Annotated in this window: 20 protein-coding genes and 1 tRNA gene; 12 read left to right on the plus strand and 9 right to left on the minus strand. The window is 63.9% G+C overall.

The window, feature by feature from the left end:
* Positions 1-27: 27 nt before the first annotated feature.
* Positions 28-1,740 carry an HAD family hydrolase gene (locus EN852_RS05745; protein ID WP_127875413.1) on the minus strand — a complete coding sequence of 571 codons (1,713 nt, stop codon included), beginning with the start codon at positions 1,738-1,740 and terminating at the stop codon, positions 28-30.
* Positions 1,741-1,992: 252 nt separating this feature from the next.
* On the opposite strand from EN852_RS05745, the gene EN852_RS05750 reads away from it, so the two are divergent.
* On the plus strand, positions 1,993-2,709 hold the full coding sequence (locus tag EN852_RS05750; protein WP_127867106.1) for a pentapeptide repeat-containing protein: 717 nt from the start codon (positions 1,993-1,995) through the stop codon (positions 2,707-2,709).
* Positions 2,710-2,969: 260 nt separating this feature from the next.
* Here EN852_RS05750 and EN852_RS05755 read toward each other — a convergent pair.
* From EN852_RS05755 to EN852_RS05775, 5 genes are all read right to left on the minus strand, one after another.
* A tRNA-Gln gene (locus EN852_RS05755) sits at positions 2,970-3,044 on the minus strand.
* A 227-nt stretch (positions 3,045-3,271) separates the two neighbouring features.
* Positions 3,272-4,246 carry a GDP-mannose 4,6-dehydratase gene (locus tag EN852_RS05760; RefSeq protein WP_127875412.1) on the minus strand — a complete coding sequence of 325 codons (975 nt, stop codon included), beginning with the start codon at positions 4,244-4,246 and terminating at the stop codon, positions 3,272-3,274.
* 77 nt (positions 4,247-4,323) lie between these two features.
* Positions 4,324-5,307, minus strand: coding sequence for a GDP-mannose 4,6-dehydratase (gmd, locus tag EN852_RS05765; RefSeq protein WP_127875411.1), 984 nt, complete (start codon positions 5,305-5,307; stop codon positions 4,324-4,326).
* Positions 5,308-5,404: 97 nt separating this feature from the next.
* Positions 5,405-6,829, minus strand: a complete 1,425-nt coding sequence (locus EN852_RS05770; protein ID WP_127875410.1) for a phosphomannomutase — start codon at positions 6,827-6,829, stop codon at positions 5,405-5,407.
* Positions 6,830-6,925: 96 nt separating this feature from the next.
* Positions 6,926-7,270, minus strand: coding sequence for a VOC family protein (locus EN852_RS05775; protein ID WP_112125853.1), 345 nt, complete (start codon positions 7,268-7,270; stop codon positions 6,926-6,928).
* A 216-nt stretch (positions 7,271-7,486) separates the two neighbouring features.
* Here EN852_RS05775 and ppdK point away from each other — a divergent pair, with 216 nt between their 5' ends.
* The 4 genes from ppdK (at position 7,487) to EN852_RS05795 (ending at position 13,612) form a co-directional block, all read left to right on the plus strand.
* Positions 7,487-10,171 (plus strand): pyruvate, phosphate dikinase, encoded by a 2,685-nt coding sequence (gene ppdK, locus EN852_RS05780; RefSeq protein ID WP_127875409.1) that lies wholly within the window; start codon positions 7,487-7,489, stop codon positions 10,169-10,171.
* Between the two features lie 139 nt (positions 10,172-10,310).
* Entirely contained in the window at positions 10,311-11,414 is a 1,104-nt protein-coding gene (locus EN852_RS05785; protein ID WP_127875408.1) for a glycosyltransferase family 9 protein, read from the plus strand.
* Positions 11,415-11,913: 499 nt separating this feature from the next.
* Complete coding sequence (locus tag EN852_RS05790; RefSeq protein WP_246694180.1) at positions 11,914-12,732, plus strand: glycosyltransferase family 9 protein; 819 nt, start codon at positions 11,914-11,916, stop codon at positions 12,730-12,732.
* A gap of 136 nt (positions 12,733-12,868) precedes the next feature.
* Positions 12,869-13,612 carry a polysaccharide deacetylase family protein gene (locus EN852_RS05795; RefSeq protein WP_127875406.1) on the plus strand — a complete coding sequence of 248 codons (744 nt, stop codon included), beginning with the start codon at positions 12,869-12,871 and terminating at the stop codon, positions 13,610-13,612.
* 30 nt (positions 13,613-13,642) lie between these two features.
* Here EN852_RS05795 and EN852_RS05800 read toward each other — a convergent pair whose 3' ends face one another.
* Both EN852_RS05800 and EN852_RS05805 read right to left on the minus strand, forming a co-directional pair.
* The gene (locus tag EN852_RS05800) at positions 13,643-14,032 is read right to left on the minus strand and encodes a DUF427 domain-containing protein (protein ID WP_127875405.1); all 390 of its coding nucleotides are present in this window, start codon (positions 14,030-14,032) and stop codon (positions 13,643-13,645) included.
* Between the two features lie 104 nt (positions 14,033-14,136).
* Positions 14,137-14,493: a hypothetical protein gene (locus EN852_RS05805; RefSeq protein WP_095816282.1), complete on the minus strand. Its 357-nt coding sequence runs from the start codon at positions 14,491-14,493 to the stop codon at positions 14,137-14,139.
* Positions 14,494-14,683: 190 nt separating this feature from the next.
* Between EN852_RS05805 and EN852_RS05810 the strand changes: the two genes are divergently transcribed.
* Both EN852_RS05810 and EN852_RS05815 read left to right on the plus strand, forming a co-directional pair.
* The gene (locus EN852_RS05810) at positions 14,684-16,312 is read left to right on the plus strand and encodes a fatty-acid--CoA ligase (protein ID WP_127875404.1); all 1,629 of its coding nucleotides are present in this window, start codon (positions 14,684-14,686) and stop codon (positions 16,310-16,312) included.
* Positions 16,313-16,393: 81 nt separating this feature from the next.
* Positions 16,394-17,179 carry a DUF1499 domain-containing protein gene (locus tag EN852_RS05815; protein ID WP_127875403.1) on the plus strand — a complete coding sequence of 262 codons (786 nt, stop codon included), beginning with the start codon at positions 16,394-16,396 and terminating at the stop codon, positions 17,177-17,179.
* On the opposite strand, the gene EN852_RS05820 is transcribed toward EN852_RS05815, so the two are convergent.
* Entirely contained in the window at positions 17,180-18,088 is a 909-nt protein-coding gene (locus EN852_RS05820) for an MBL fold metallo-hydrolase (RefSeq protein WP_127875402.1), read from the minus strand.
* 217 nt (positions 18,089-18,305) lie between these two features.
* Between EN852_RS05820 and EN852_RS05825 the strand changes: the two genes are divergently transcribed.
* The 5 genes from EN852_RS05825 (at position 18,306) to rfbD (ending at position 22,623) form a co-directional block, all read left to right on the plus strand.
* Entirely contained in the window at positions 18,306-18,896 is a 591-nt protein-coding gene (locus EN852_RS05825) for a biotin transporter BioY (RefSeq protein WP_127875401.1), read from the plus strand.
* 221 nt (positions 18,897-19,117) lie between these two features.
* Complete coding sequence (gene rfbA, locus EN852_RS05830; protein WP_127875400.1) at positions 19,118-20,008, plus strand: glucose-1-phosphate thymidylyltransferase RfbA; 891 nt, start codon at positions 19,118-19,120, stop codon at positions 20,006-20,008.
* Positions 20,001-20,573: a dTDP-4-dehydrorhamnose 3,5-epimerase gene (gene rfbC / locus EN852_RS05835; RefSeq protein ID WP_127875399.1), complete on the plus strand. Its 573-nt coding sequence runs from the start codon at positions 20,001-20,003 to the stop codon at positions 20,571-20,573. Before rfbA ends, rfbC begins: the two co-directional genes overlap by 8 nt.
* A complete protein-coding gene (gene rfbB / locus EN852_RS05840; RefSeq protein WP_127875398.1) occupies positions 20,570-21,703 on the plus strand; it encodes a dTDP-glucose 4,6-dehydratase in 1,134 nt (377 codons plus the stop codon). The genes rfbC and rfbB overlap by 4 nt, the downstream gene beginning before the upstream one ends.
* Positions 21,700-22,623 carry a dTDP-4-dehydrorhamnose reductase gene (rfbD, locus tag EN852_RS05845; protein ID WP_127875397.1) on the plus strand — a complete coding sequence of 308 codons (924 nt, stop codon included), beginning with the start codon at positions 21,700-21,702 and terminating at the stop codon, positions 22,621-22,623. Before rfbB ends, rfbD begins: the two co-directional genes overlap by 4 nt.
* Positions 22,624-22,633: the final 10 nt, after the last annotated feature.

The following is a 22,633-nucleotide window of genomic DNA, read 5'->3' on the forward strand; positions in this document are numbered from 1 at the left end:
CGCCTTTCTCGGGTTCGACGACCAACCCTACTTCTCCGGCGCGGTCGCCGGCGCCGTGTAGCGCCTCCGCACGGCATCGATCACCAGCTTGCGGCTCTCCTCGGCCGACAATGTCTTGTCCTTCTCCGCCTCTGCCGTCTCGCGGGCAAGCTCCTTATCCCGGATCTGCTGGCGGAACCATTTGGAATAATCGCCAGCGCGCAGGTGATATTCCCAGGTCTTGTCGTCGATGCCTTCCGCCATCTGCGCGAAGATGATGAGATTGTGGGCTCTGAGGTTCATCGTCTTCTTTGGTCCGGTGAAATAGAAGCTGCCCGCCTCGTCGAGCTCGCCTTCGGCATATTTGCGGCTGTGCCGCTTCAGCGACTGGCTGGGCTCGATGGCCTTGACCGTGAACGGCTTCTTGCCGTCATGCGGCCGCCAGAACACCACGCGGTCGCCCTTGGGCAGCGGAATGTCCTCCGGCTCCTTGAGCCCGGTTTCCTTGCAGAAGGTGGTGATCACGCCCTTTGCCTTGGGGCCTAGCGCGATCACCGCCGTCACCAAGTGCAAGGCATCGGTGGAAATCGCTTCCGGATGCACGGTGATCAGCACGGTGCCGGGCAGCTCGATCGAAAGCACGGATCGCGTATCCCCGCGGCGCTTGGGCATCAAATGATGAGCCTCGTCGATGACCAGCCAGTGCGGCCTTGCCGTGCGGTAGCGGACATTGCCGAGGCCGGGCAGCAGTTCGGCGAAGAAACCGGGACGCTCATCGACCTTCAGCGCCAGCCCGTTGACCACGACATTGTTTTGCGGCTTCTCGAGCAGTTCCAGCAATTGCTCCTTGTTCGGCGCGGTCGAGCCATTGCCGAGCGGAACCGCGCCCTTCAGCCCGTCATAGTCGCCTTCGGGATCGAAGATGCAGAACTGCAGCCCCTTCTCGACGAGACGCTCGGTGAGCGCCGTGGCCAGGGTCGATTTGCCGATGCCGGAGCTTCCGGCGATGAGCACCGTTTCCGTCGGCGACAGATAGATGTCCTTGCCGCGCGAGGTTCCAAGCAGCACGCCGCGCGAGCGTTTTTTGGCAATCAGGTGGTCGTGCTTGATCAGCTTGCGGATCAGTTCCTCGACGCCCTTGCCGCGCGCCGCCTTGGTGACAAGGTCGGCGGTTTCCTTGACGGCGGGCAGCGCATTGGCGACCGCGACGCTGCAGCCCGAGGCCCTGAGAAAGGCGTGGTCGTTCTCGGCGTCGCCTACGCCCACGACATTGTGCGGCGACAGCTTCAGGTCTTCGAGCGCCGCCGCCAGCCCGGTCGCCTTGTTGATGCCGGAAGGTAGGATCATCACCGCGCCCTTGTTGAAGATGATCTCCAGCTCCAGTCCAAGCTTCTTGATGACGTCGAGCACGGTGGCCTGGTGCGGTTCCCAGGTGGCGACGATCGAGCGCCCGACCGAGAGCGGCTTGACGCCGCGCTTCTTCAGCCTGTCGACGAGATCCGCGGAAGGCGAGGGCGAGATCGTGCGCTCCTCCTCGCTGGCCGGCGTGTAGATCAGCGCGCCGTTCTCGGCCACGACCTTGTCGAACAGGGAAAGTTCGGGAAACACCTCCTTGAGATCGGGCAATTCGCGCCCGGTGACTAGGATCAGCTTGCGTCCGGATTTCTTCAGCTTCTCCAGCGCCGAGATCGTGCTCGCGGTGACCAGCCCGTCATGCGCCAGCGTGCCGTCATAATCGGTGGCCAGAGCCATGAAATACATCGGTTGAGCCTCTCCGCTGGCTGTCGTGCCCGGTCCGTCTGGAATGAACAACGCCTGTCGGCGGAAAAGGTTTTAGTTGGCGCCCTGCGGAGTGCCTCGCCGCGCGGACAGCGGCGGCGCCATCCTGTCGGCTGCAATTCCGAGCCGCAATTGTGCAGAAATGCGCCAAATGTGACGGCGTCGTCACCGTGGCTCGAGTGTCAGCTGATGTGGTAAGGTTGATTGTCGGCGAGGAGGAGAGGTACAGAAACAATGACTGTGAGACGAACCAGAGCTTACGTCACATCCGGCTTGGTTCTAGCGGTGTGCATTGTAGTTCCTTGGCAGAACGCCACTGCCGCTCAAAATTGCGACTCAGCCGCGACACCCGGCGTCAATTGGCAGGACTGTGACAAAAAGCTTCTCATCCTTAAAGGACAGGACCTGAGCGGGGCGAACCTGATCAGCGTTGATTTCACTTCGACCGACCTCAGGAACAGCAATCTCCTTGCGGCAAATTTTGAGAAGGCAACGCTTGTGCGTGCTTCCCTAGCTGACTCGACCGCCAAAGGCGCCCGGTTCGACAAAATCGAGGCCTACAGGACCGACTTCAGCCATATGGACGCGCAGGGCGCCGTGTTTACGAGCGCCGAAGTGCAGCGCTCGAATTTCGAGGACGCCAATCTGACGAATGTTGATTTCACAAAGGCGGAATTGGGGCGAGCGCAGTTCCATGACGCCGACATCAGTGGCAGCCGCTTTTCGTTTGCCAATCTCGCGCGGGCGGACTTCCGAGGAGCGACGTTCACCAAGCCGATAGACTTTGACCGCGCCTTTCTCTTTCTGACCCGTATCGAGGGCCTAGATCTTTCCAAATCGGCGGGCCTGTCCCAATGGCAGCTCAACATGGCTTGCGGAGACGCCCGGACCGAGTTGCCTTCTGGCTTGACCAGGCCTGAAGGTTGGCCCTGTCAATTCCAGGAGGAATAGTTGTCGGCAAGCGAACCGCGGTAATGCTGCACCCGACAGGGTCCCAGGACATCTGCTTAGCGGAACTAGAGCAATTCCAAGAGCGGTTTTCCGTTTCCGTGAACCGGTGAAACGCTCTAGAGACCAAGATGATGACGACATGCGTGATCCCCAGGCCTGTGTCGAAACCTTGCCGGAACGGGTTGCGCAAGCCCCGTCAGGCGAGTGCGGTCAAGGTAGCCCATGTCGTCCGCCTACATGGTCAAGGTCGAAAATGGCGGTGGCTGGGGCGCCAGGATTCGAACCTGGGAATGTCGGTACCAAAAACCGATGCCTTACCACTTGGCGACGCCCCAGCAGGCGGGGCATGCCCGCTTGCGCGCGGCCTTATAGGACGGGTCGGAGCAAAGCTCAATGCCGGAAGACCAACTAAAATCGGCAGCGACGCGGGCCGCGATTCCGGCCGGTTCACCCTATCGCCGGCAGGGGAGCGCAAGCCGCACGCCGCGCGGCGGCTTCGCAGTAGCGCCGGCAGGCCAGCGGTTCAGCTCAGGCTCTCGGGAAGCAGGCGATGCATCCCTGCCTACGCTTGGGCCACGCGCGCGCGGCAATCGTCCAGAACGGCAGCGAGCGTCTCTTCGAAAGAATATCGGGGGGCCCAGCCAAGCAGGGTCCTGGCGCGGGTCGCATCGCCGACGATGCAGGGCAGGTCACTTGGCCGCATCCGCAAGGGATCCTGCTCGGTGACGATCTTGACGCTGCTACGGGCCAGCAGCAGGTCGAGAATGTCGCCCATCCGCCAGGAAAGGCCGGATGCAACATTGAAGATTGTGTTCGGCGCAAGATTGCGGCTGCGCAGGACCGCGCGCGCATAGGCATCGGCGATGTCGCGCGCGTCCAGGAAATCGCGCCTTCCGTCGAGATTGCCGACGCGGATGACCGGCGCAGCCAGGCCTGCTTCGATGCGCGCAATCTGCATGGCGAAGGCCGGCACCGCGAATGCCCCGGTCTGGCCTGGTCCCGTATGGTTGAAGGGACGCATCCGAACGCATTTCAACCCCCGGTATGACAGCGCGCCGAGCGCGAGGTCGGCCGCGGCCTTGGTCGCGGCGTAATCGTCGATCGGGGCAAGCAGCGTGCTTTCGTCGAGCGGTTGCCCGGTCTTTGCGCTTTCGCCATAGACCAGACCCGATCCGACATGGATCAGCCAGGCCTCCGGCGCCTTGTCGAGGATGGCATTGGCCACGTTGAGCGCGCCGTCCACGTGGATGCGCCAGGTGTTCTGGGGATCCGCCTGAGCGGCGTCGAGGGCCGCGAGCGCCGCCAGGTGGACGACATGCGTTGGCCGGTGGCGGGCAATGGCGTCCTTGACGGCGGCCGGGTCCGTCACGTCCAGTTCGTCGACCTCGCCGAAAACGGGATGCGGACCGCCATATTTGGAGGTCGCGGCAATGGCAATGTCGTCGCCGCAAACGCTGCGCAGCGCATCGCAGACATAAGGGCCGACAAAACCGTTGGCACCGGTCAGGAAAACGCGCACGGGCGCTTCACGAGCCATGACGGACCGTCCGCATGCGGATGCGTGTCGGAACGCGGTGCATCAAGTCATCGGCCCGTAAAAGCAAGAGTTTCCTTTCAACGCCTTGCCGCCGCGTGGCGCGCGAGATCGGCGTCCACCATTTCGCGGATCATCTCTTCCAGGGAGATCGTCGCTTCCCATCCGAGCTTCGCCTTTGCCTTGGCCGGATTACCGAGCAGGATTTCGACTTCCGCCGGCCTGAACAGGTCGGGGTCGATGACAAGATGGTCGTCCATCTCAAGTCCCACATGCTCGAAGGCGATGCGGCACATGTCGCGCACCGTCGTCGTCCGGCCGGTGGCGACCACATAATCGTCGGGCTGGTCCTGCTGCAGCATCAGCCACATGGCGCGCACATAATCCCTGGAGTGGCCCCAGTCGCGCCTGGCGTCGATGTTGCCCAGGCGCAATTTCCTCGCAAGCCCCATCTTGATGCGCGCGACGGCGTCGGTGACTTTGCGTGTCACGAATTCGATGCCGCGAAGCGGCGATTCGTGATTGAACAGGATGCCGCTCGAGGCATGCAGGCCGAAGCTCTCGCGGTAATTGACGGTGATCCAGTGGCCGTAGGCCTTGGCCACCGCATAGGGCGAGCGGGGATGAAAAGGAGTGGTCTCCGACTGCATCGGCTCCTGGATAAGGCCGTACATCTCCGACGACGAAGCCTGGTAGAAACGCGCCCCGGGCACTTCAAGGCGCAGCGCCTCCAGCACATTGGTGACGCCGATGCCGGTGACGTTGCTCGTCAGGATAGGCTGCTGCCAGGACGATTTGACGAAAGACTGCGCGGCAAGGTTGTAGACCTCGTCCGGCCTTACGTCGCGCATGGTTCGGATGAGGCCCGACAGGTCCGTGATGTCGCCATCCACGATCCGCACGTCGTTCTCGATGCCCAGCCATTTCAGCCGCATCGTGTTGACGTCGGCCGTGCTCGACCGTCTCGCCAGGCCGTGGACCTCGTAACCCTTCGAAAGCAGGAGCTCGGCCAGATAGGCGCCGTCCTGCCCGGTAATGCCGGTTATCAATGCTGTCTTTGTCATCAATGGTCTCGGTGATCGGGCGAGATGCGGGGCGCAAGTCCCCATCGTTGCTGGATTTAGCGCTCCAAGCCTGCGGCAACCGCCGGCACCGCTGTCATTATACGGCCTCGACCTTATCCGCCAGTGCGGCGTCGCGCGCCCGTTGCAGCGTCATTGCCACGATTTCGGTTGCCCTGTGACGGCTGGCGGCCTCGGCGTAGCAGCGAAATTCGGGAGCGTTCCCGGAAGGCCGCAGGTGGATGATCTCGCCGCTGGTCATTCGCGCCCTGAGACCGTCGGTCTCATCGACATCCGCGACGGTGCCGAAGGGCGCCAGGAACCGCTGCAACGCGTCGCGGTCGGCGAGCTTGCGCATCAATCCGCGCGATCTCTCGACCGGGAAGTTCTCGAGCCGCTCGCTGGCGCAGACCGGAAGATTCCAGGTTTCGCGCAGGCTGGAGAGCGTTTTGCCGGCCGATGCCATCGTGCCCAGCACGGCCAGGATCGGCAAGAATGAATCCCGCGTCGGCAGCGCCGACAATACTTCGCCGTTCACCAGGCAGTCGGATCCCAGCAGAACCCCGCCATTGGCTTCGAAGCCGACGACGATGCCGCCTGCCTGCCGCGCGGCATTCATTCCCTCAATGACGAAAGGGGATCCGACCTTCGTTCTCCTGACGCTGAACCCGAAAGCCTCGGATATGCCCGAGTTGGAGGTGACCGGCGTCACCACGACATCGGCCTTTAGGAAGAGCGCCGTGGCCAGCCCGATCAGGTCACCGCGGAACAACTCGCCATTCTCATCAATGACAAGGGGGCGGTCGGCATCGGCATCGGCCGAGACCACCGCGTCGAATTTGAACTCGCGCACCCAGTCCTGCACCTTCGCCATCGTTTCCTGGCCGACTGCCTCGGTATCGACAGGCACGAAAGTGTCTGATTTGCCGATGGGGATCACATCGGCGCCGCAGGATCGCAGGACCTCGACCAGCAGCTCCGCCGCAACCGTGCTGTGCTGGTAGACGCCGAGCCTCATTCCCGAAAGGGCGCCAGGGGGAAGGATTGCCTCGACACGGTCTCGAAAGGCCGCGAGCGCCTGTTCATGGCCGGCCTGCCGGTCCCCATATGCCGGCGGCCATGGATATTGATCCGACAGCTCAGCGACAGAAAGGGTGATCGCGGCCTCGTCCGCCTTGTCGATCTCGCCCTTCGGTCCGTAGAACTTGATGCCGTTGCGGTCGGCGGGGATATGCGAGCCGGTCACCATCAGCGCCGCGGCGTCGTGCCGGCGGGCATAGAAGGCAAGCGCCGGTGTGGGGATCGGACCGCAATCGACCGGCTGGAAACCGGATGCGGCCAGCGCCGCCATGCAGTCCTGCGCGATTGCCGGGCTGCTGTCGCGCAAGTCCCGACCAACGAAGACCTTGCCTTGCTGATATCCAGTCGACCGCAAGCGCCGGGCAAAACCTTCCGTATAGAGTCCGCTTGCCCTTCCGGCCAAATCGGAAGCCAGACCCCGGACACCGCTTGACCCGAATTTCATCAGCCTGCTTTTGCTGTTGGAAGATCGCCGCTGTTTGTTGGAGTGAGCCGAGGTTGGCTGTCAACAGCAAAAAAAACCTCGAAATCCGCGTCTTTTCTAATATCCCCACACCGCCAGTTCGTTGCCTGCCGGATCGGTGAAATGAAACCGCCTGCCGCCGGGGAAGGAAAAGATCGGCTTGACGATGGTCCCTCCGGCGCTCTCGACCGCGTCCAGCGTTTCCTCGAGGTTTTCGGAGTAGAGCACGGGCAGCGGCTTGGCCGGCGCTTCCCCGGCATCGGCCTGGAAACCGCCGTCGAGCCCTTCGGCGAAAGCGGAATAGGTCGGGCCGTAGTCGGTGAACGACCATGAAAAGGCGGCGCTGTAGAACGATTTGACGCTGTCCAGCGTGCCGCCCGTTGCCGGCAGCTCGAGATAGTCGAGTTTTCCGTTGAGTTTCATCACGCTACTCCACTATGTTCCTGTTATGTTCTATAACGCGCCATACCCTCCGGCAAGTCTTTTTGACGCAGCTTTTGCTTAATCGATTGTAGTGCCTGCGAGCGCCAGCCGGTGCCTTGCCTTTCGCACTGCAGCATCCTATCGCTCGGGCAGGGGAAGGCGGGGAACCGGGCCACGGTCCGGAGGTTTCTATCTTCCACGAACTGGAGGGCAAGCATGACCAAGTGGGTTTACACCTTCGGCGACGGCGCCGCCGAAGGCCGTGCCGGCGACCGCAATCTTCTCGGTGGCAAGGGTGCCAATCTGGCCGAGATGTGCAGCCTCGGCCTGCCGGTGCCGCCCGGCTTCACCATCACCACGGAAGTCTGCAACGCCTATTATGCCAATGGCCGCACCTATCCGGCCGCGCTCGAGGAGAGCGTGCTGTCGGCGCTCGACCACATCGGCGCGCTCACCGGCCGCCGTTTCGGCGATCCGTCGAAGCTGCTTCTGGTCTCCGTGCGCTCCGGCGCCCGGGCGTCGATGCCCGGCATGATGGACACGGTGCTCAATCTCGGCCTCAACGACGAGACGGTCGAGGCCCTGGCCGCCGATTCCGGTGATGCCCGCTTCGCCTATGACAGCTACCGCCGCTTCATCCAGATGTATTCCGACGTGGTCATGGGCCTCGATCACGAAGTGTTCGAGGAAATCCTCGAGGACCAGAAGGCGAGCCTCGGCCACGAGCTCGACACCGAGCTGACGGCCGCGGAATGGCAGGGCGTCATTTCGCTCTACAAGGCCAAGGTCGAGGAAGAGCTCGGCAAGCCGTTCCCGCAGGATCCCCACGAGCAGCTCTGGGGGGCGATCGGCGCCGTGTTCTCGAGCTGGATGAACAGCCGCGCCATCACCTATCGCCGCCTGCACGACATCCCGGAAAGCTGGGGCACGGCGGTCAATGTCCAGGCCATGGTGTTCGGCAATATGGGCGACACCTCCGCGACCGGCGTCGCCTTCACCCGCAATCCCTCGACCGGCGACAGGCAGCTCTATGGCGAATTCCTGGTCAACGCTCAGGGCGAGGACGTGGTGGCCGGCATCCGCACGCCGCAGAACATCACCGAGGCGGCGCGCATCGCGGCCGGCTCCGACAAGCCGTCGCTGCAGAAGCTGATGCCTGACGCCTTCCAGGCCTTCGTCGACATCTCCGACCGGCTGGAAAAGCACTACCGCGACATGCAGGACCTCGAATTCACCATCGAGCGCGGCAAATTGTGGATGCTGCAGACCCGCTCCGGCAAGCGCACCGCCAAGGCGGCGCTGAAGATCGCCGTCGAGATGGCGAGGGACGGCCTGATCACCAAGGAGGAGGCGGTCGCCCGCATCGATCCGGCCTCGCTCGACCAGCTCCTGCACCCGACCATCGATCCGAAGGCGGCGCGTGATGTCATCGGCATGGGCCTGCCGGCCTCGCCCGGCGCCGCCACGGGCGAGATCGTCTTCTCGTCCGCCGACGCGGAGGACGCCAGGGCGCAAGGGCGCAAGGTGATCCTGGTGCGCATCGAGACCAGCCCGGAGGACATTCACGGCATGCATGCCGCCGAAGGCATCCTCACCACGCGTGGCGGCATGACCAGCCACGCCGCGGTGGTGGCGCGCGGCATGGGCAAGCCCTGCGTGTCGGGCGCCGGCTCGCTGCGTGTCGACTACAAGGCCGGCACGCTGGTCTCGATGGGCCAGACCTTCCGCAAGGGCGACATCATCACCATCGATGGCGGCAACGGCCAAGTGCTGAAGGGCGCCGTCGCCATGCTGCAGCCGGAGCTTTCCGGCGATTTCGCCGCCATTATGGAATGGGCGGATGCCGCGCGCCGCATGAAGGTGCGCACCAATGCCGAGACGCCGCTCGACGCGCGCATGGCGCGCTCCTTCGGCGCCGAGGGCATCGGGCTTTGCCGCACCGAGCACATGTTCTTCGACGGCGCCCGCATCGTCGCCATGCGCGAGATGATTCTGGCCGACACCGAGAAGGACAGGCGCGCGGCGCTCGACAAGCTACTGCCGATGCAGCGCTCGGACTTCCTCGAGCTGTTCGAGATCATGGCCGGCCTGCCGGTGACGATCCGCCTGCTCGACCCGCCGCTGCACGAATTCCTGCCCAAGACCGAGGCCGAGCTCGCCGAGGTCGCTTCGGCGATGAACGTCTCGGCCGACAAGCTGAGGCAGCGCACAGAGGCGCTGCACGAGTTCAACCCGATGCTCGGCCATCGCGGCTGCCGGCTTGCTGTCTCCTATCCGGAGATCGCCGAGATGCAGGCGCGCGCCATCTTCGAGGCAGCCGTCGAGGCCGGACGCAAGGCCGGCGCGCTGGTGGTGCCGGAAATCATGGTGCCGCTGGTGGGACTGGTGAAGGAGCTGGAATACGTCAAGGCGCGCATCGACGCGGTGGCGCAAAGCGTCATGCAGGAGACCGGCACCAAGATCGATTACCTCACCGGCACGATGATCGAATTGCCGCGCGCGGCGATCCGCGCCCATGTCATTGCCGAAGCGGCCGAATTCTTCTCCTTCGGCACCAACGACCTCACCCAGACGACCTTCGGCATCTCGCGCGACGACGCGGCGTCCTTCCTCGAAACCTACCGGCAAAAGGGCATCATCGAGCAGGATCCGTTCGTGTCGCTCGATGTCGATGGCGTCGGGGAACTGGTGCGGATCGCGGCTGAAAAGGGCAAGGCGACCCGGCCCGGCATCAAGCTCGGTATCTGCGGCGAGCACGGCGGCGATCCGGCTTCGATCCGCTTCTGCGAGGAGGTCGGGCTCGATTATGTGTCGTGCTCGCCCTACCGTGTGCCGATCGCCAGGCTGGCGGCCGCGCAGGCGGCCGTGGCGGCGGCGAAGGGTGCTGCAAAGCGCGCCTGAGGGCCAGTCCGGGGAGCGGCAGCCCAAGGGACCTTACGGTTTTGTATGGAATGTCACACGAACGTGCGTGTGACTGCCCTGAATCTCGACACCGTTTCGAGGGAGTTTCCGACACCGAACTTTTTGGTGTCAGAAAACCATGTTGCAGATTGCCCCCACTGCTTTCCGGTCGATCCTTATCCTGCAGACCAAATTCATCGGCGACATCGTGCTTGCCTCGGCGCTGGCGAACAACCTGCAGCTCGCATATCCAGGCGTAAGCATCGCGTTTCTTTGTGAAACGCATTTGGCCGGCTTCCTGACGGCTCACGGCATTGCCGCCGAGGCCATCCCTCTCAGCCGTGCCAAGATGCGTGGCACGCCGTTCGAGCGCGGACGCGAGCTCTTCCGCGTGGTGCGGGAATTGCGGCGGCGTCGCTTCGATATGACCATCGACATCACCGACTCGAAAACCTCGCGCCTCATTTCCGGACTGGTCAATGCTCCGGTCCGGGTCGGCTATTCTCCGACGCAGCGGCCTCTGCGCTGGCACGAACGCCAGCCCGCCAATATCAGGATGAAGCCCTTCGGATTTGGCAAAAAACACTTTCTCTATCGCTATCTGTCACCGCTGGAGGCGCTTGGCGTCGACCTGCGCGTTAAGGCCCCGGCCATTCGACCGCTGCCTTTCGAGACGACCCGCGTCCTGGCTTTGCTGGCCCGGCATCGCATCCTCCCAAACGCCTTTGTCGCGGTTCATGCCGGAGCAAGTTTCGCCGGGCGCCGCTGGCAGCCTGAGCGCTTTGCCGAGGCAATCGACAGGATTGCCGGCGAGACAGGCTTGCGTGTGGTCCTGGTCGGCGGCCCGGACGAAAGCGAGGCGACCGACAGGATCCTGGCCGCGGCGAAGACGCCTGTCGTCAATCTGGTGGGCGCGCTGCGGCTGGAAACCCTGCTTGCGCTGCTCAAGGAAGCGCGGCTGTTTCTTGGCAACGAAAGCGGGCCGATGCATATGGCGGCCGCGGCCGGTACGCCGGTTGTCGGCCTGTTCGGCCTGACCAATCCGCTCCGCTGGGCGCCGGTCGGCGTCCCCAGCATGTCGTTACGGCCATCCATGCCCTGCGACTGCGTCGGCGGCGACCTGTGCCGCCGGACCGATCCGAGCAAGGCCTGCTGCGTCTGGCGCCTTGAGGTCGATCCGGTGGTCGACGCGGTGCTGGAGCTCCTGGCGCGCACCGAGATGGTCCTGGAAGCCGCGGTATGATATCGGCGGGAGATTCCGTGCCATCCGTCGGCTACATTGCAAAGCAACGAAATAGAGGCTCACCACTTCCATGAAATGGTGAAACGCTCAGCTGGCACGCGCGAGTCAACTCTGGTCCACGACCTTGTCGTCTTGTATATGAGGGCCACGTGAAACATGCGCGTGGCGGCCCCGGATGTCGACGTCTCAACCCAGTTCTGGTGCCCGGACACGGATGTTGCAGGGCCCCTTCGCAGGCGTCCGCTCGATCCTGATTCTGCAAACGAAATATATCGGCGATCTGGTTCTTGCCTCGACGCTGGCGAAGAATCTGCGGATCGCCTATCCGGAGGCCAGAATTGTCTTCCTGTGCGAGGCTCGCTTCGCAGGCTTCCTGACTGCGCACGGGATCGCCGATGAGACCGTCGCTTTCAAGCGCTCGAGCGCGCGTGGCACGGTATTGCAGCGCGGCCTGGAACTCTACCAGGTGTTGCGAAAGCTGCGCCGGCTTGCCTTCGATATGACCATCGACCTGACCGATTCAAAGACGACGCACTTCGTCGCCATGGCTCTCAACGCCAGGATCCGGGTCGGCTATTTTCCGACCGAGCGGCGATTGCGCCGATTCGAGCGCCAATCCGCCAACGTCCGGGCCAAGCCCTTCGGCTATGGCGAGAGGCATTTTCTTTATCGTTATCTTTCTCCGCTCGAGGCGCTCGGGGTGGATCTGCGCGTGCGGTTTCCATCGATCGAGCCGCTGCCGTCGGAAACCGCGGGGGTGGTGACGTTGCTGGACAGCTTCGGTCTTCGGCGCAAAGCCTTTCTGGTTGTGCATGCCGGAGCAAGCTTCCCAGGCCGCCGATGGCAGCCCGAACGCTTCGCCGCGGTCATCGACACGATTGCCAGCGAAACCGGTCTCTCCGTCGTCCTGGTCGGCGGTCCCGACGAAACCGAGGCGAACGACCAGATCAAGGCCACAGTCAAGACGCCGGTCGTCAACTTGGTAGGAGCGCTATCGCTCGAAACGCTGATAGCACTGCTCAAGGAGGCGCGGCTCTTCCTCGGCAACGAAAGCGGCCCGATGCATATGGCCGCCGCAGCCGGCACGCCGGTCGTCGGCCTATATGGCCTGACCAACCCGATCGCATGGGGGCCGGTCGGTGTACCCAGTATCGCATTGCGGCCATCCATGCCTTGCCAGTGCGTTGCCGCTGACTTGTGCCACCGGACCAATCCAGCCAAGGCATATTGCGTCTGGCGCCTGGAAGTGGATGCGGTCGCCGATGCCGTGCGCGAGCTTCTGGCGCGGACGGAGACGGCCCCCGAAGCTGCCATGTAAGGCCAAGTAATTTTTCGCGACCGCCGCTGTTTGCGCTGTTTGCCGTCCCGATTTTCGCCTAGATGCCGGTCTTGTTGAGGCGAGTTCTTGTTTGCGCGGCATGGCGACGGCCGGAAGCGCCGGTTTGGAATGGATGATGGGTCTGCTTCGAAACTCTCTTTGTGCGATGGCGTTGTCGCTGTTCGCGACACCGCCCGGCAATGCAGCCACGCTGGTCGAGCCGACGCTGCATCTGAAGCCGCAAGCCGTGGAAGGGGGCGGGCGAGTCGCCCTGACGCTCGATGCTTGCGGGGGAAAGACCGACACCCGAATTCTTTCGGCACTTGTCGACAACCGCATACCGGCGACCATCTTCGTTACCGGCATCTGGCTCAAGCGCAATGCCGCGGCCGTCGAGATCATGCGAGCCCATCCTGATCTGTTCGAATTGGAAAACCATGGCGGCCGCCACATTCCGGCGGTCGATATGCCGCGGAAGATTTACGGCATAAGCAGCGCCGGCAGCCCCGACGCTGTGCAGGCCGAGGTTGAATCCGGCGCCGCAGCACTCGCCAGCGCGGGCGGGCCGGCGCCCAAATGGTTTCGCGGCGCCACGGCGGAATACAGCCCATCGGCGATCGCCATGATCCGCAAGCTGGGCTTCAAGATCGCCGGCTTCTCGGTCAATGGCGACGGCGGCTCGCTGCTCGGCGCCAAGGAAACGGCACGGCGCATCGGCGCCGCCAAGGACGGCGACGTCATCATCGCCCACATCAACCAGCCGACGCATGCGGCCGGCGAGGGCGTTGTTCAGGGGCTGTTGGCCTTGAGGGCGAAAGGCATGACCTTCGTGCGCCTGGACGATGCCGACGGGGTAGGCAACGACGGCACCACTGAGTGATCGGTGGCCACCTCCAGCGGCCAATAAAACTCAGCCGGGCTTGGCTTCGATCGTCACCTTGCTCGCATAGAACGCGCCGTGATTGCGGATCTCGGTCATCTCGTCGAACGGCTGTTCGTAAGCCCACATGGCGTTCGTGCCGGCTTCGCCGGCCGCCTGGACGCTCCAGTAGCTGGCATCGCCCTTGTACGGACAATGCGTCGAGTGCTCGGTGCCGGCCAGCTTGCTGAAATCGATGTCGTCGAACGGGATGTAGAAGGCGGCCGGATAGGGCGGCTCCGAAAGCACCTTTGCCCGGGTCGACCGGGCGACGACGGTGTCGCCCGCGCGTACGGTGACGGTGCCGCTATAGGGTTCGATGGTGATCACCTTGTCCGGATTGCGCTGGAAGCCGGGGGCAGGATTGGCGAGCTTGTCCATGAATGGTCTCCTTGGGGAAGACTTAGATGTGTCGGCCAAGCGCGTCGCGCAAGCGCTCGCCACGCGCAACGTCATCACCATTCATTGAAGTCTGTTTCCAGCCGTCAGGCGGCTGTCTTGAAGGCGTCCATGAGGCCGGCATAGGCAGCGGCAATGCCGGCCACCGGATTGGTGCTTCTTGCCGCGGTTTCGACCTTGAGCGCGCCCCCGCTGGTCGGCAGCGTCAGCAGCAGGAACTGGCGGTTTCCCGCATCGCCGATGCAGGCGGCGGCGACATGCTCGCCGTTCTCGCCGTTTTCAACGCGCATCTTGAACAGCAGCGTTCCGCCGACGGCCTCCAGTGCCCCGCCGACGACTTCGGCAAACTCATCTTCGGAAACGGTTTTGATGTCCGGCGTCAGATCGTCCAGACTTTCGGCAAGCGTGCTTTCGAGGGTTTTTTCGTCGAGCTGCGCGTCCATGCGAACCACTCCATTCGCCAATCTCACCCAGCCCGTTAACGAAACTTAACGGCGAGGATGGCCGGATTATGGCGGTTTTCCCGGTTCTTCGATCCGTCCACTGGCTTCGACTTATGGCGGCTGGACAATCCGCCGGTTCCTTCCACAATGCGCGGAACAAACGACGCGAATGCGCAAAGGGGAGGAATAGATGCTCGGATTGATGCAGGAATGGCCGCTGCTTTGCCATAAGCTGATCGACCACGCCGAACGCCAGCACGGCAGCCGGGAGGTCGTGTCGCGTTCGATCGAAGGTCCGATCGTGCGCACGACCTTCGCCGAGATCCATCACCGGTCGCTCAAGGTGGCGCAGCGGCTGGAGCGTGACGGCTTCAGGCTTGGCGATCGCATCGCGACCCTTGCCTGGAACACGGCCCGCCATATCGAGGCCTGGTACGGCATCATGGGCATCGGCGCGATCTACCACACGCTCAACCCGCGGCTTTTTCCCGAGCAGATCGCCTGGATCATGAACAATGCCGGGGATAGGGCGATCTTCGTCGATCTCATCTTCGTGCCGATCTTGGAAAAGATCGCCGGCGCAGTCCGGTCGCTGCGGCGGGTGATCATGCTGACCGACCGGGCGCATATGCCGCAAACCTCGCTGACGAATGCCGTCGCCTACGAGGAATGGCTGGCCGAGGCCGACGGCGACTTCGCCTGGAAGACCTTCGATGAGAATACCGCCGCCGGCATGTGCTACACTTCGGGCACGACGGGCGACCCGAAGGGCGTGCTTTACAGCCACCGCTCCAATGTCCTTCACGCCATGATCGCCGCCATGCCCGACGCCATGGGCCTATCCAGCCGGGATGTGATCCTGCCTGTCGTGCCGATGTTCCACGCCAATGCCTGGGGGCTCGGCCAGAGCGGACCGATGATCGGCGCCAAGCTGGTGATGCCCGGCTGCAAGATGGACGGCGCTTCGATCTACGAACTGCTCGACACGGAAAAGGTGACGTTCAGCGCCGCCGTGCCGACCGTCTGGATGATGCTGCTGCAACATCTGGAGGAGACCGGCAAGAAGCTGCCTCATCTGAAGAAGGTGGTCATCGGCGGTTCGTCCTGCCCGCGCGCCATCACCGCGAAGTTCCAGGACAATTACGATGTCCAGGTGGTGCATGCCTGGGGCATGACGGAGATGTCGCCGCTCGGCACGCTCTGCACGCTGAAGCCGCAATATGAGACGCTGACCGGCGAGGCGCGGCTCGATGTCCAGGGCAAGCAGGGGTTTCCGCCCTTCGGCGTCGAGATGAAGGTGACCGACGACGACGACAACGCGCTGCCTTGGGACGGCAAGACCTTCGGGCATCTCAAAGTGCGTGGCCCGGCGGTGGCCCGCGCCTATTATGGCGGCGCCGGCGCCGAGCAGTTTGATGTCGATGGCTGGTTCGACACCGGCGATGTCGCCCATATCGACGCCAGCGGCTATATGCAGATCACCGACCGAGCCAAGGACGTCATCAAGTCCGGCGGCGAATGGATATCGACCATCGACTTGGAGAATCTCGCCGTCAGCCACCCGGACGTGGCGGAGGCGGCGGCGATCGGCATCCCGCATTCCAAATGGGGCGAGCGGCCCTTGCTGGTCGTCGTGCGCAAGCCCGGCCGGGAGCCGAGCAAGGGCGATATCCTCACCTTCATGAGCGGCAAGGTGGCGAAGTGGTGGATGCCCGACGACGTCGCCTTCGTCGGCGAAATTCCGCACACCGCCACCGGCAAGATCCAGAAGACCAGCCTGCGCGACCAGTTCAAGGATTACCGCCTGCCGACGGATTGACGAAAATGTTCGATCTTTCGGCTTCAAGCCGGCGCCAAAAACCGCTAAATCTCGGCCCGGGCTGGGACGATACGGCAAAGAATGGCATCTTTTCCTGAACGGCAGACGTCGAGGGCGGCCGGCTGGTCGCGACGGATCGGGGCATTTTCCCTTGTCCTTTTGCTTACCGCCGTCGCCGGTTACCGGCTCGGATTTGTCGAGACGCCACCATTCCTGTGGGTGCTTGCGGTCGTCGCGCTGCTGGCGGCGCTGGCCCTGTTGCTGGCGGGTCTCGGCCTGTCGAGGGTCTGGAGTTTCGGCGATCGCGGCGGACGCGATCTCAGCGTCGGCGCGCTGCTGGCGCTGCTGGTTCTGGCGCCCTACGGCGTCGCCGTCTACTGGGCCACGATCTACCCGCCGCTGCGCGACATCTCGACCGACCTCGACGACCCGCCGGTTCTGGATACAAGCGACCGGACGAGCGACATGAACGAGCTGTCGCCGCCGACCCCGGGCGAACAGAGCCTGCAGACCGACGCCTATCCGCTGGTCAGCGGCCACAGCTACAATTTGCCTTTCGAAACCGTCGTCGACGCTGTCGAAACCGTGCTCGACCGCCGCGACTGGCAGCTGACGGCGCCTTATCCCGACATCAACGGGCAGAGCGAGGCGACGATCAATGCGCTGGCCAAGGGCTTCGCGCTGGGACTGCCGGCCGACGTCGCCATCCGCGTCACCGACGATGGCGAGCAGGTCATCGTCGACATGCGCTCGGCCTCGCGCTACGGCCGCTACGACCTCGGCGACAACGCCGCCCGCATCACGGATTTCCTCGGCGAGCTCGACCAGGAAGTCGCTGGGCAGGTCGGCGCGGCGCCGGCCGAGTGATCAGCCGGCGGGCCTGAATATGCCGTCGATCGCCGGGTCGCCTTCGGTGGCGATAAGGCCGCGCGCGACCAGATCCTCGAGATGGGCAAGCACCGACAGGCCCGCGGCGCCGTGCAGCCGGGTGTCGGTGTCGCGATAGATCGCCGCGACCATCTCACTGATCGTCCGGTCGCCGGCGCGGATGCGTTCCAGGATCGCCCTTTCACGCATCTTGCGATGCGTCTTCAGGCCGCGCATGAACCTTTGCGGCGCGGTCACGGGTCCGCCATGGCCCGGCAGCAGCAAGCGATCCTCGCGCGCCAAAAGCTTGTCGAGGGAGCCCATGTAATCGGCCATGGCGCCGTCCGGCGGCGCGACGATCGAGGTCGACCAGGCCATGACATGGTCGGCCGAAAACAGGGTGCCGGTTCCCTCGAGGGCAAAGACGGCATGATTGGCGGTGTGGCCGGGCGTCAGCACGGTGCGGATTGCCCAGCCGTCGCCCTCGGTCAGCGCATTGTCGGCCAGCGCGACATCGGGAACGAAGGCCAGGTCGGCGCTTGAGTCGAGCGGATTGACCTCGCCGATGCGCAAGGGCCGCGCCGGCCGGTGCGGGCCTTCGGCAAGCGTCGGCGCGCCGGTGCGCTCCTTCAGCCGTGCCGCGAGGGGCGAATGGTCGCGATGGGTATGGCTGACGAAGATGTGGCTGACCGGCCGGCCAGCGATCGCCGCAAGCAGCGTTTCGAGATGCGCGTCGTCTTCCGGTCCCGGATCGATCACCGCCAGCGTGTCGCGCCCGACGACATAGCTGTTGGTGCCGTGGAAGGTGAACGGGCTCGGATTTCCGGCGGTGATGCGCAGCACGTCCGGCGCAACCGTGACCGCCCGGCCATAGGCCGGGTCGAAGCTGGTATCGAGTTCAAGCGCCATGCCGGATTCCTTTGCAATGCGGCAAAATGATTGCCGCCCGATACGGAAGCCAATATAGGAAAATCAATGCATGTCGCCCAAAAGTGCGTAGCGGTTTTGGGAGAACGACATGCATCAAGACAAATTTTTAAAGCGCGTCGCCTGAATCCGTTCTGCGCGACGCGCTTTAAAGCCAGCAAATCAGCCACCCAATGAATCAGCCAGAATGAGGAAGACCATGGCAATTGCAACCACGATGCGTCCGCTCGTTTCTCTCACTCTGCCGGAGCGGGGCGCCGCGCGGCTCGCGACCCAGCTCTTCCTGGCGCTTGCCGGAACCCTGCTGCTGACGCTTTCGGCCAAGACCAAAGTGGTGCTCGGCCCGGTCGACATTTCGCTGCAGACGCTCGCCGTGCTGCTGATCGCCTCGGCCTTCGGCCTGCGCCTCGCCGTCGCGACGCTGTTTCTCTACCTCGCCGAAGGCGCGTTTGGCTTGCCGGTCTTCCAGGGCACGCCGGAAAAGGGCATCGGCATCGCCTATATGCTGGGCTCGACGGGAGGTTATCTCGCCGGCTTCGTGGTCATGGCGGCGATCGCTGGCTGGGCCGCGGATCGCGGCTGGGACCGCAGTCCGTTCAAGCTATTCGGCGCCATGCTGACCGCCGAGGTCGTCATGATGGCCATGGGCTTTGCCTGGCTGGCGATGCTCATCGGGCCGGAAAAGTCCTGGCAGTTCGGCGTCCTGCCGTTCATTGCCGGCGACCTGATCAAGGTGGCTTTGGCGGCCAGCCTCGTGCCGGCGGTATGGACATTGCTCAAGCGCGGCTGATCGCGATCGACGAAAGAAGGGCCGGCGGGCGACAGGCGCCCGCCGGCCCTTTTTCATGGCGCGGTCGGATTTCGCTCGAAACCACCGCATGTCCGATGATAGAAATCGGTGAAGTAAGGTCGGCAAGCAGTCAAAGCCGAGATTGACAAGCCAGTGCCCAAAACCTAAGCACGGGCAACTTGGCATCGAGGCGGGGGCCGCGGTAGTTCAAGGAGAGCTTGTTGAAAGGAATTATCCTTGCGGGCGGCAGCGGAACACGTCTTTATCCGCTTACATTAGCTGTATCTAAGCAAATACTGCCGATCTACGACAAGCCGATGATATATTACCCGTTGAGCGTGCTGATGCTCGCCGGAATCCGCCAGATCCTTGTCATTTCAACTCCACGCGACTTGCCGGTCTTCCAGTCTTTGCTTGGCGACGGTTCCGAATTCGGCCTGGAGCTCTCCTATGCCGAGCAGCCGCAGCCCAATGGTCTCGCCGAAGCCTTCATCATCGGCCGCGACTTCATCGGCAAGGACAGCGTGTCGATGATTCTCGGCGACAACATCTATTTCGGCGGCGGCCTGTCGCAGCTCTGCCGCGAGGCGGCGACGCGCGATGCGGGCGCCTCGGTCTTCGCCTACTATGTCGACGATCCCGAGCGTTATGGCGTGGTCTCCTTCGACAAGGCCACCGGCAAGGCTCTGACGATCGAGGAGAAGCCGCAGAAGCCGAAGTCCAATTGGGCCGTGACCGGTCTTTATTTCTACGACAACAACGTGGTCGACATCGCCTCGACCATCCGCCCTTCGGCGCGCGGCGAGCTCGAGATCACCACGGTCAACAATGTCTATCTCGAGCGCGGCGAATTGCATGTCCATCGCCTCGGCCGCGGCTATGCCTGGCTGGACACCGGCACGCATGACAGCCTGCTCGAGGCATCGTCCTTCGTGCGCACCATCGAGCATCGCCAGGGCATCAAGATCTCATGCCCCGAGGAGATTGCGCTGGAGCAGCACTGGATCAGCGCCGACAAGGTTCTGGATCGCGCCGCGCGGCTCGGCAAGAACGAATATGCCGCCTATCTGCGCCGGCGGGTGGCCGATCTGATGGAGGAGCGGGGTGCTTGAGGTCAGGCCGCTCGGGCTCGACGGCGTGCTGGAGATCGTGCCGAAGCGGCATGGCGACGCGCGCGGCTTCTTCAGCGAGACCTGGAATGCCCAACGCTTCGCCGAGGCCGGCATCGATCTCGATTTCGTGCAGGACAATCATTCCTACTCCGCCGCGGCCGGCGTGTTGCGCGGGCTGCATTACCAGCTGCCGCCGCGCGCGCAAGCCAAGCTGCTGCGCGTCGTCAGGGGCAGCGTGTTCGATGTCGCGGTCGACATCCGCCGCGCCTCGCCGACTTTCGGCAAATGGGTGGGGCTGGAAGTGTCGGCGCAGAAGGGCAACCAGATCCTCGTTCCGAAAGGGTTCGCGCACGGCTTCGTCACGCTCGTGCCGGATACGGAGGTGCTCTACAAGGTGACCGACACCTATTCACCCGGGCATGACCGGTCGATCCGTTTCGACGACCCTGCGATCGGCATCGAGTGGCCGGTGCTTGCCGGCGGATTCCAGCTTTCGGACAAGGACCAAAAGGCGCCAATGCTCGCCAAGGCGGAGGTGTTTGAGTCGGCGGAGGGGGTGGCATGAATTTCCTGGTCACCGGCGGCGCCGGTTTCATCGGCTCGGCCGTATGCCGGCATCTGTGCGCCAATCCGGCCTATCGCGTCACCAATCTCGACAAGCTCACCTATGCCGGCAACCTCGCGTCGCTGCGGCCGATCGAGAACGCGCATAATTACCGTTTCGAGCAGGCCGACATCTGCGACGAGCGCACGGTGCTGGACATATTGCGCCGCGACGACATCGACATCGTCATGAACCTCGCCGCCGAAAGCCATGTCGACCGCTCGATCGACGGCCCCGGCGCCTTCATCGAGACCAACATCGTCGGCACTTACCGCATCCTCAATGCGGCGCTGGAATATTGGCGCGGGCTGCCGCAGGCTCGCCAGGACCGCTTCCGCTTCCACCATATCTCGACCGACGAGGTCTTCGGCGATCTTCCTTTCGACGGCGGCATGTTCGTCGAGGAGACGCCTTATGCGCCGTCCTCGCCCTATTCGGCCTCGAAGGCGGCATCCGACCATCTGGTGCGGGCCTGGCACGAGACCTACGGCCTGCCGGTGGTGCTTTCCAACTGCTCGAACAATTACGGCCCCTACCATTTCCCTGAAAAGCTGATCCCGCTGGTCATCCTCAACGCGCTCGACGAGAAGCCGCTGCCGGTCTATGGCGCCGGCGCCAATGTGCGCGACTGGCTGTTCGTCGAGGATCACGCGCGGGCCCTCGAGCTGGTGGCCACCAAGGGGCGACCGGGCGAGAGCTACAATGTCGGCGGCAATTCCGAGCGCACCAATCTCACCGTTGTCGAGACGATCTGCGATCTGCTCGACGCCAGGCGCCCGCGCGCTGGAGGCAAGCGCTATCGCGAGCTGATCACCTTCGTCACCGACCGCCCCGGCCATGACCGCCGCTATGCGATCGACGCCTCCAAGATCGGGCGCCATCTCGGCTGGGCACCACGGGAGAATTTCGACAGCGGCCTGGCAAGGACCGTCGACTGGTATCTCGACAACAAATGGTGGTGGGGGCCGATCCGCGAGCAGCGCTACGCCGGCGAGCGGCTGGGCCACGGTGCGGCGGCAAACAGCCAAAACAGTCCGATCGCAAGCAATCAAGCCGGAACAGAGGCCGCAAGCCGGAAGGTGCCGACGTGAGGCTTGCCGTCACCGGACGCGAAGGCCAGGTCGCCGCGAGCCTGGTCGAGGCGGCGCGGGATCGCGACGACGTGGAAGTCGTCACCGTCGGCCGCCCGGCGCTCGACCTGGCGCGGCCCGACACGGTGTTCGCGGCGCTTGAAGCGGCAAGGCCGGACATCGTCGTTTCCGCCGCCGCCTACACCGCTGTCGACCAGGCCGAGGACAAGCAGGACCTGGCCTTCGCGGTGAACGCCGTCGGTGCTGGCAAGGTGGCGGAAGCGGCGGCAAGGCTCGGCGTTCCGGTCATCCATCTGTCGACCGACTATGTCTTCGACGGCACCAAGGACGGCGCCTATGTCGAGACCGACCCGACCGCGCCGCTCGGCGTCTATGGCGCCTCCAAGCTCGCCGGCGAAGAGGCGGTGGCCGCCGCCAATCCGCGCCATCTCATCCTGCGCACGGCCTGGGTCTACAGCCCCTTCGGCAGGAACTTCGTCAAGACGATGCTGCGGCTGGCGGCCGACCGCGACGAGATCGCGGTCGTCGCCGACCAATGGGGCAATCCGACCTCGGCGCTCGACATCGCCGACGCGATCCTGCATGCGGCGGCTAGGCTGCGAGACGACAGGAATTTCGCTGCCTTCGGCATCTACCATCTGGCGGGCGAAGGCGACACCAACTGGAGCGGCTTTGCCCGTCACATCCTGGATACAAGCAAGGCTTTGGGCGGGCCGCACGCGAGCGTGCGCGACATCGCCACGGCGGATTATCCGACCAGGGCCAGGCGCCCGGCCAACTCGCGGCTGTCGAGCGCGAAGTTTGCAAGTGCGTTCGGATGGCAGGCGCCGCATTGGCGGGATGCGGTGGGGAGGGTGGTGCGCCGGCTAGGAGGGGCATCAAGCCCAAAGAACGCTGCCGAGGCCTCGGGGGCTCTCTGAAGGAATTATG

Source organism: Mesorhizobium sp. M2E.F.Ca.ET.209.01.1.1, from assembly GCF_004010375.2.
In the GTDB taxonomy this organism is placed as follows: Bacteria; Pseudomonadota; Alphaproteobacteria; order Rhizobiales; family Rhizobiaceae; genus Mesorhizobium.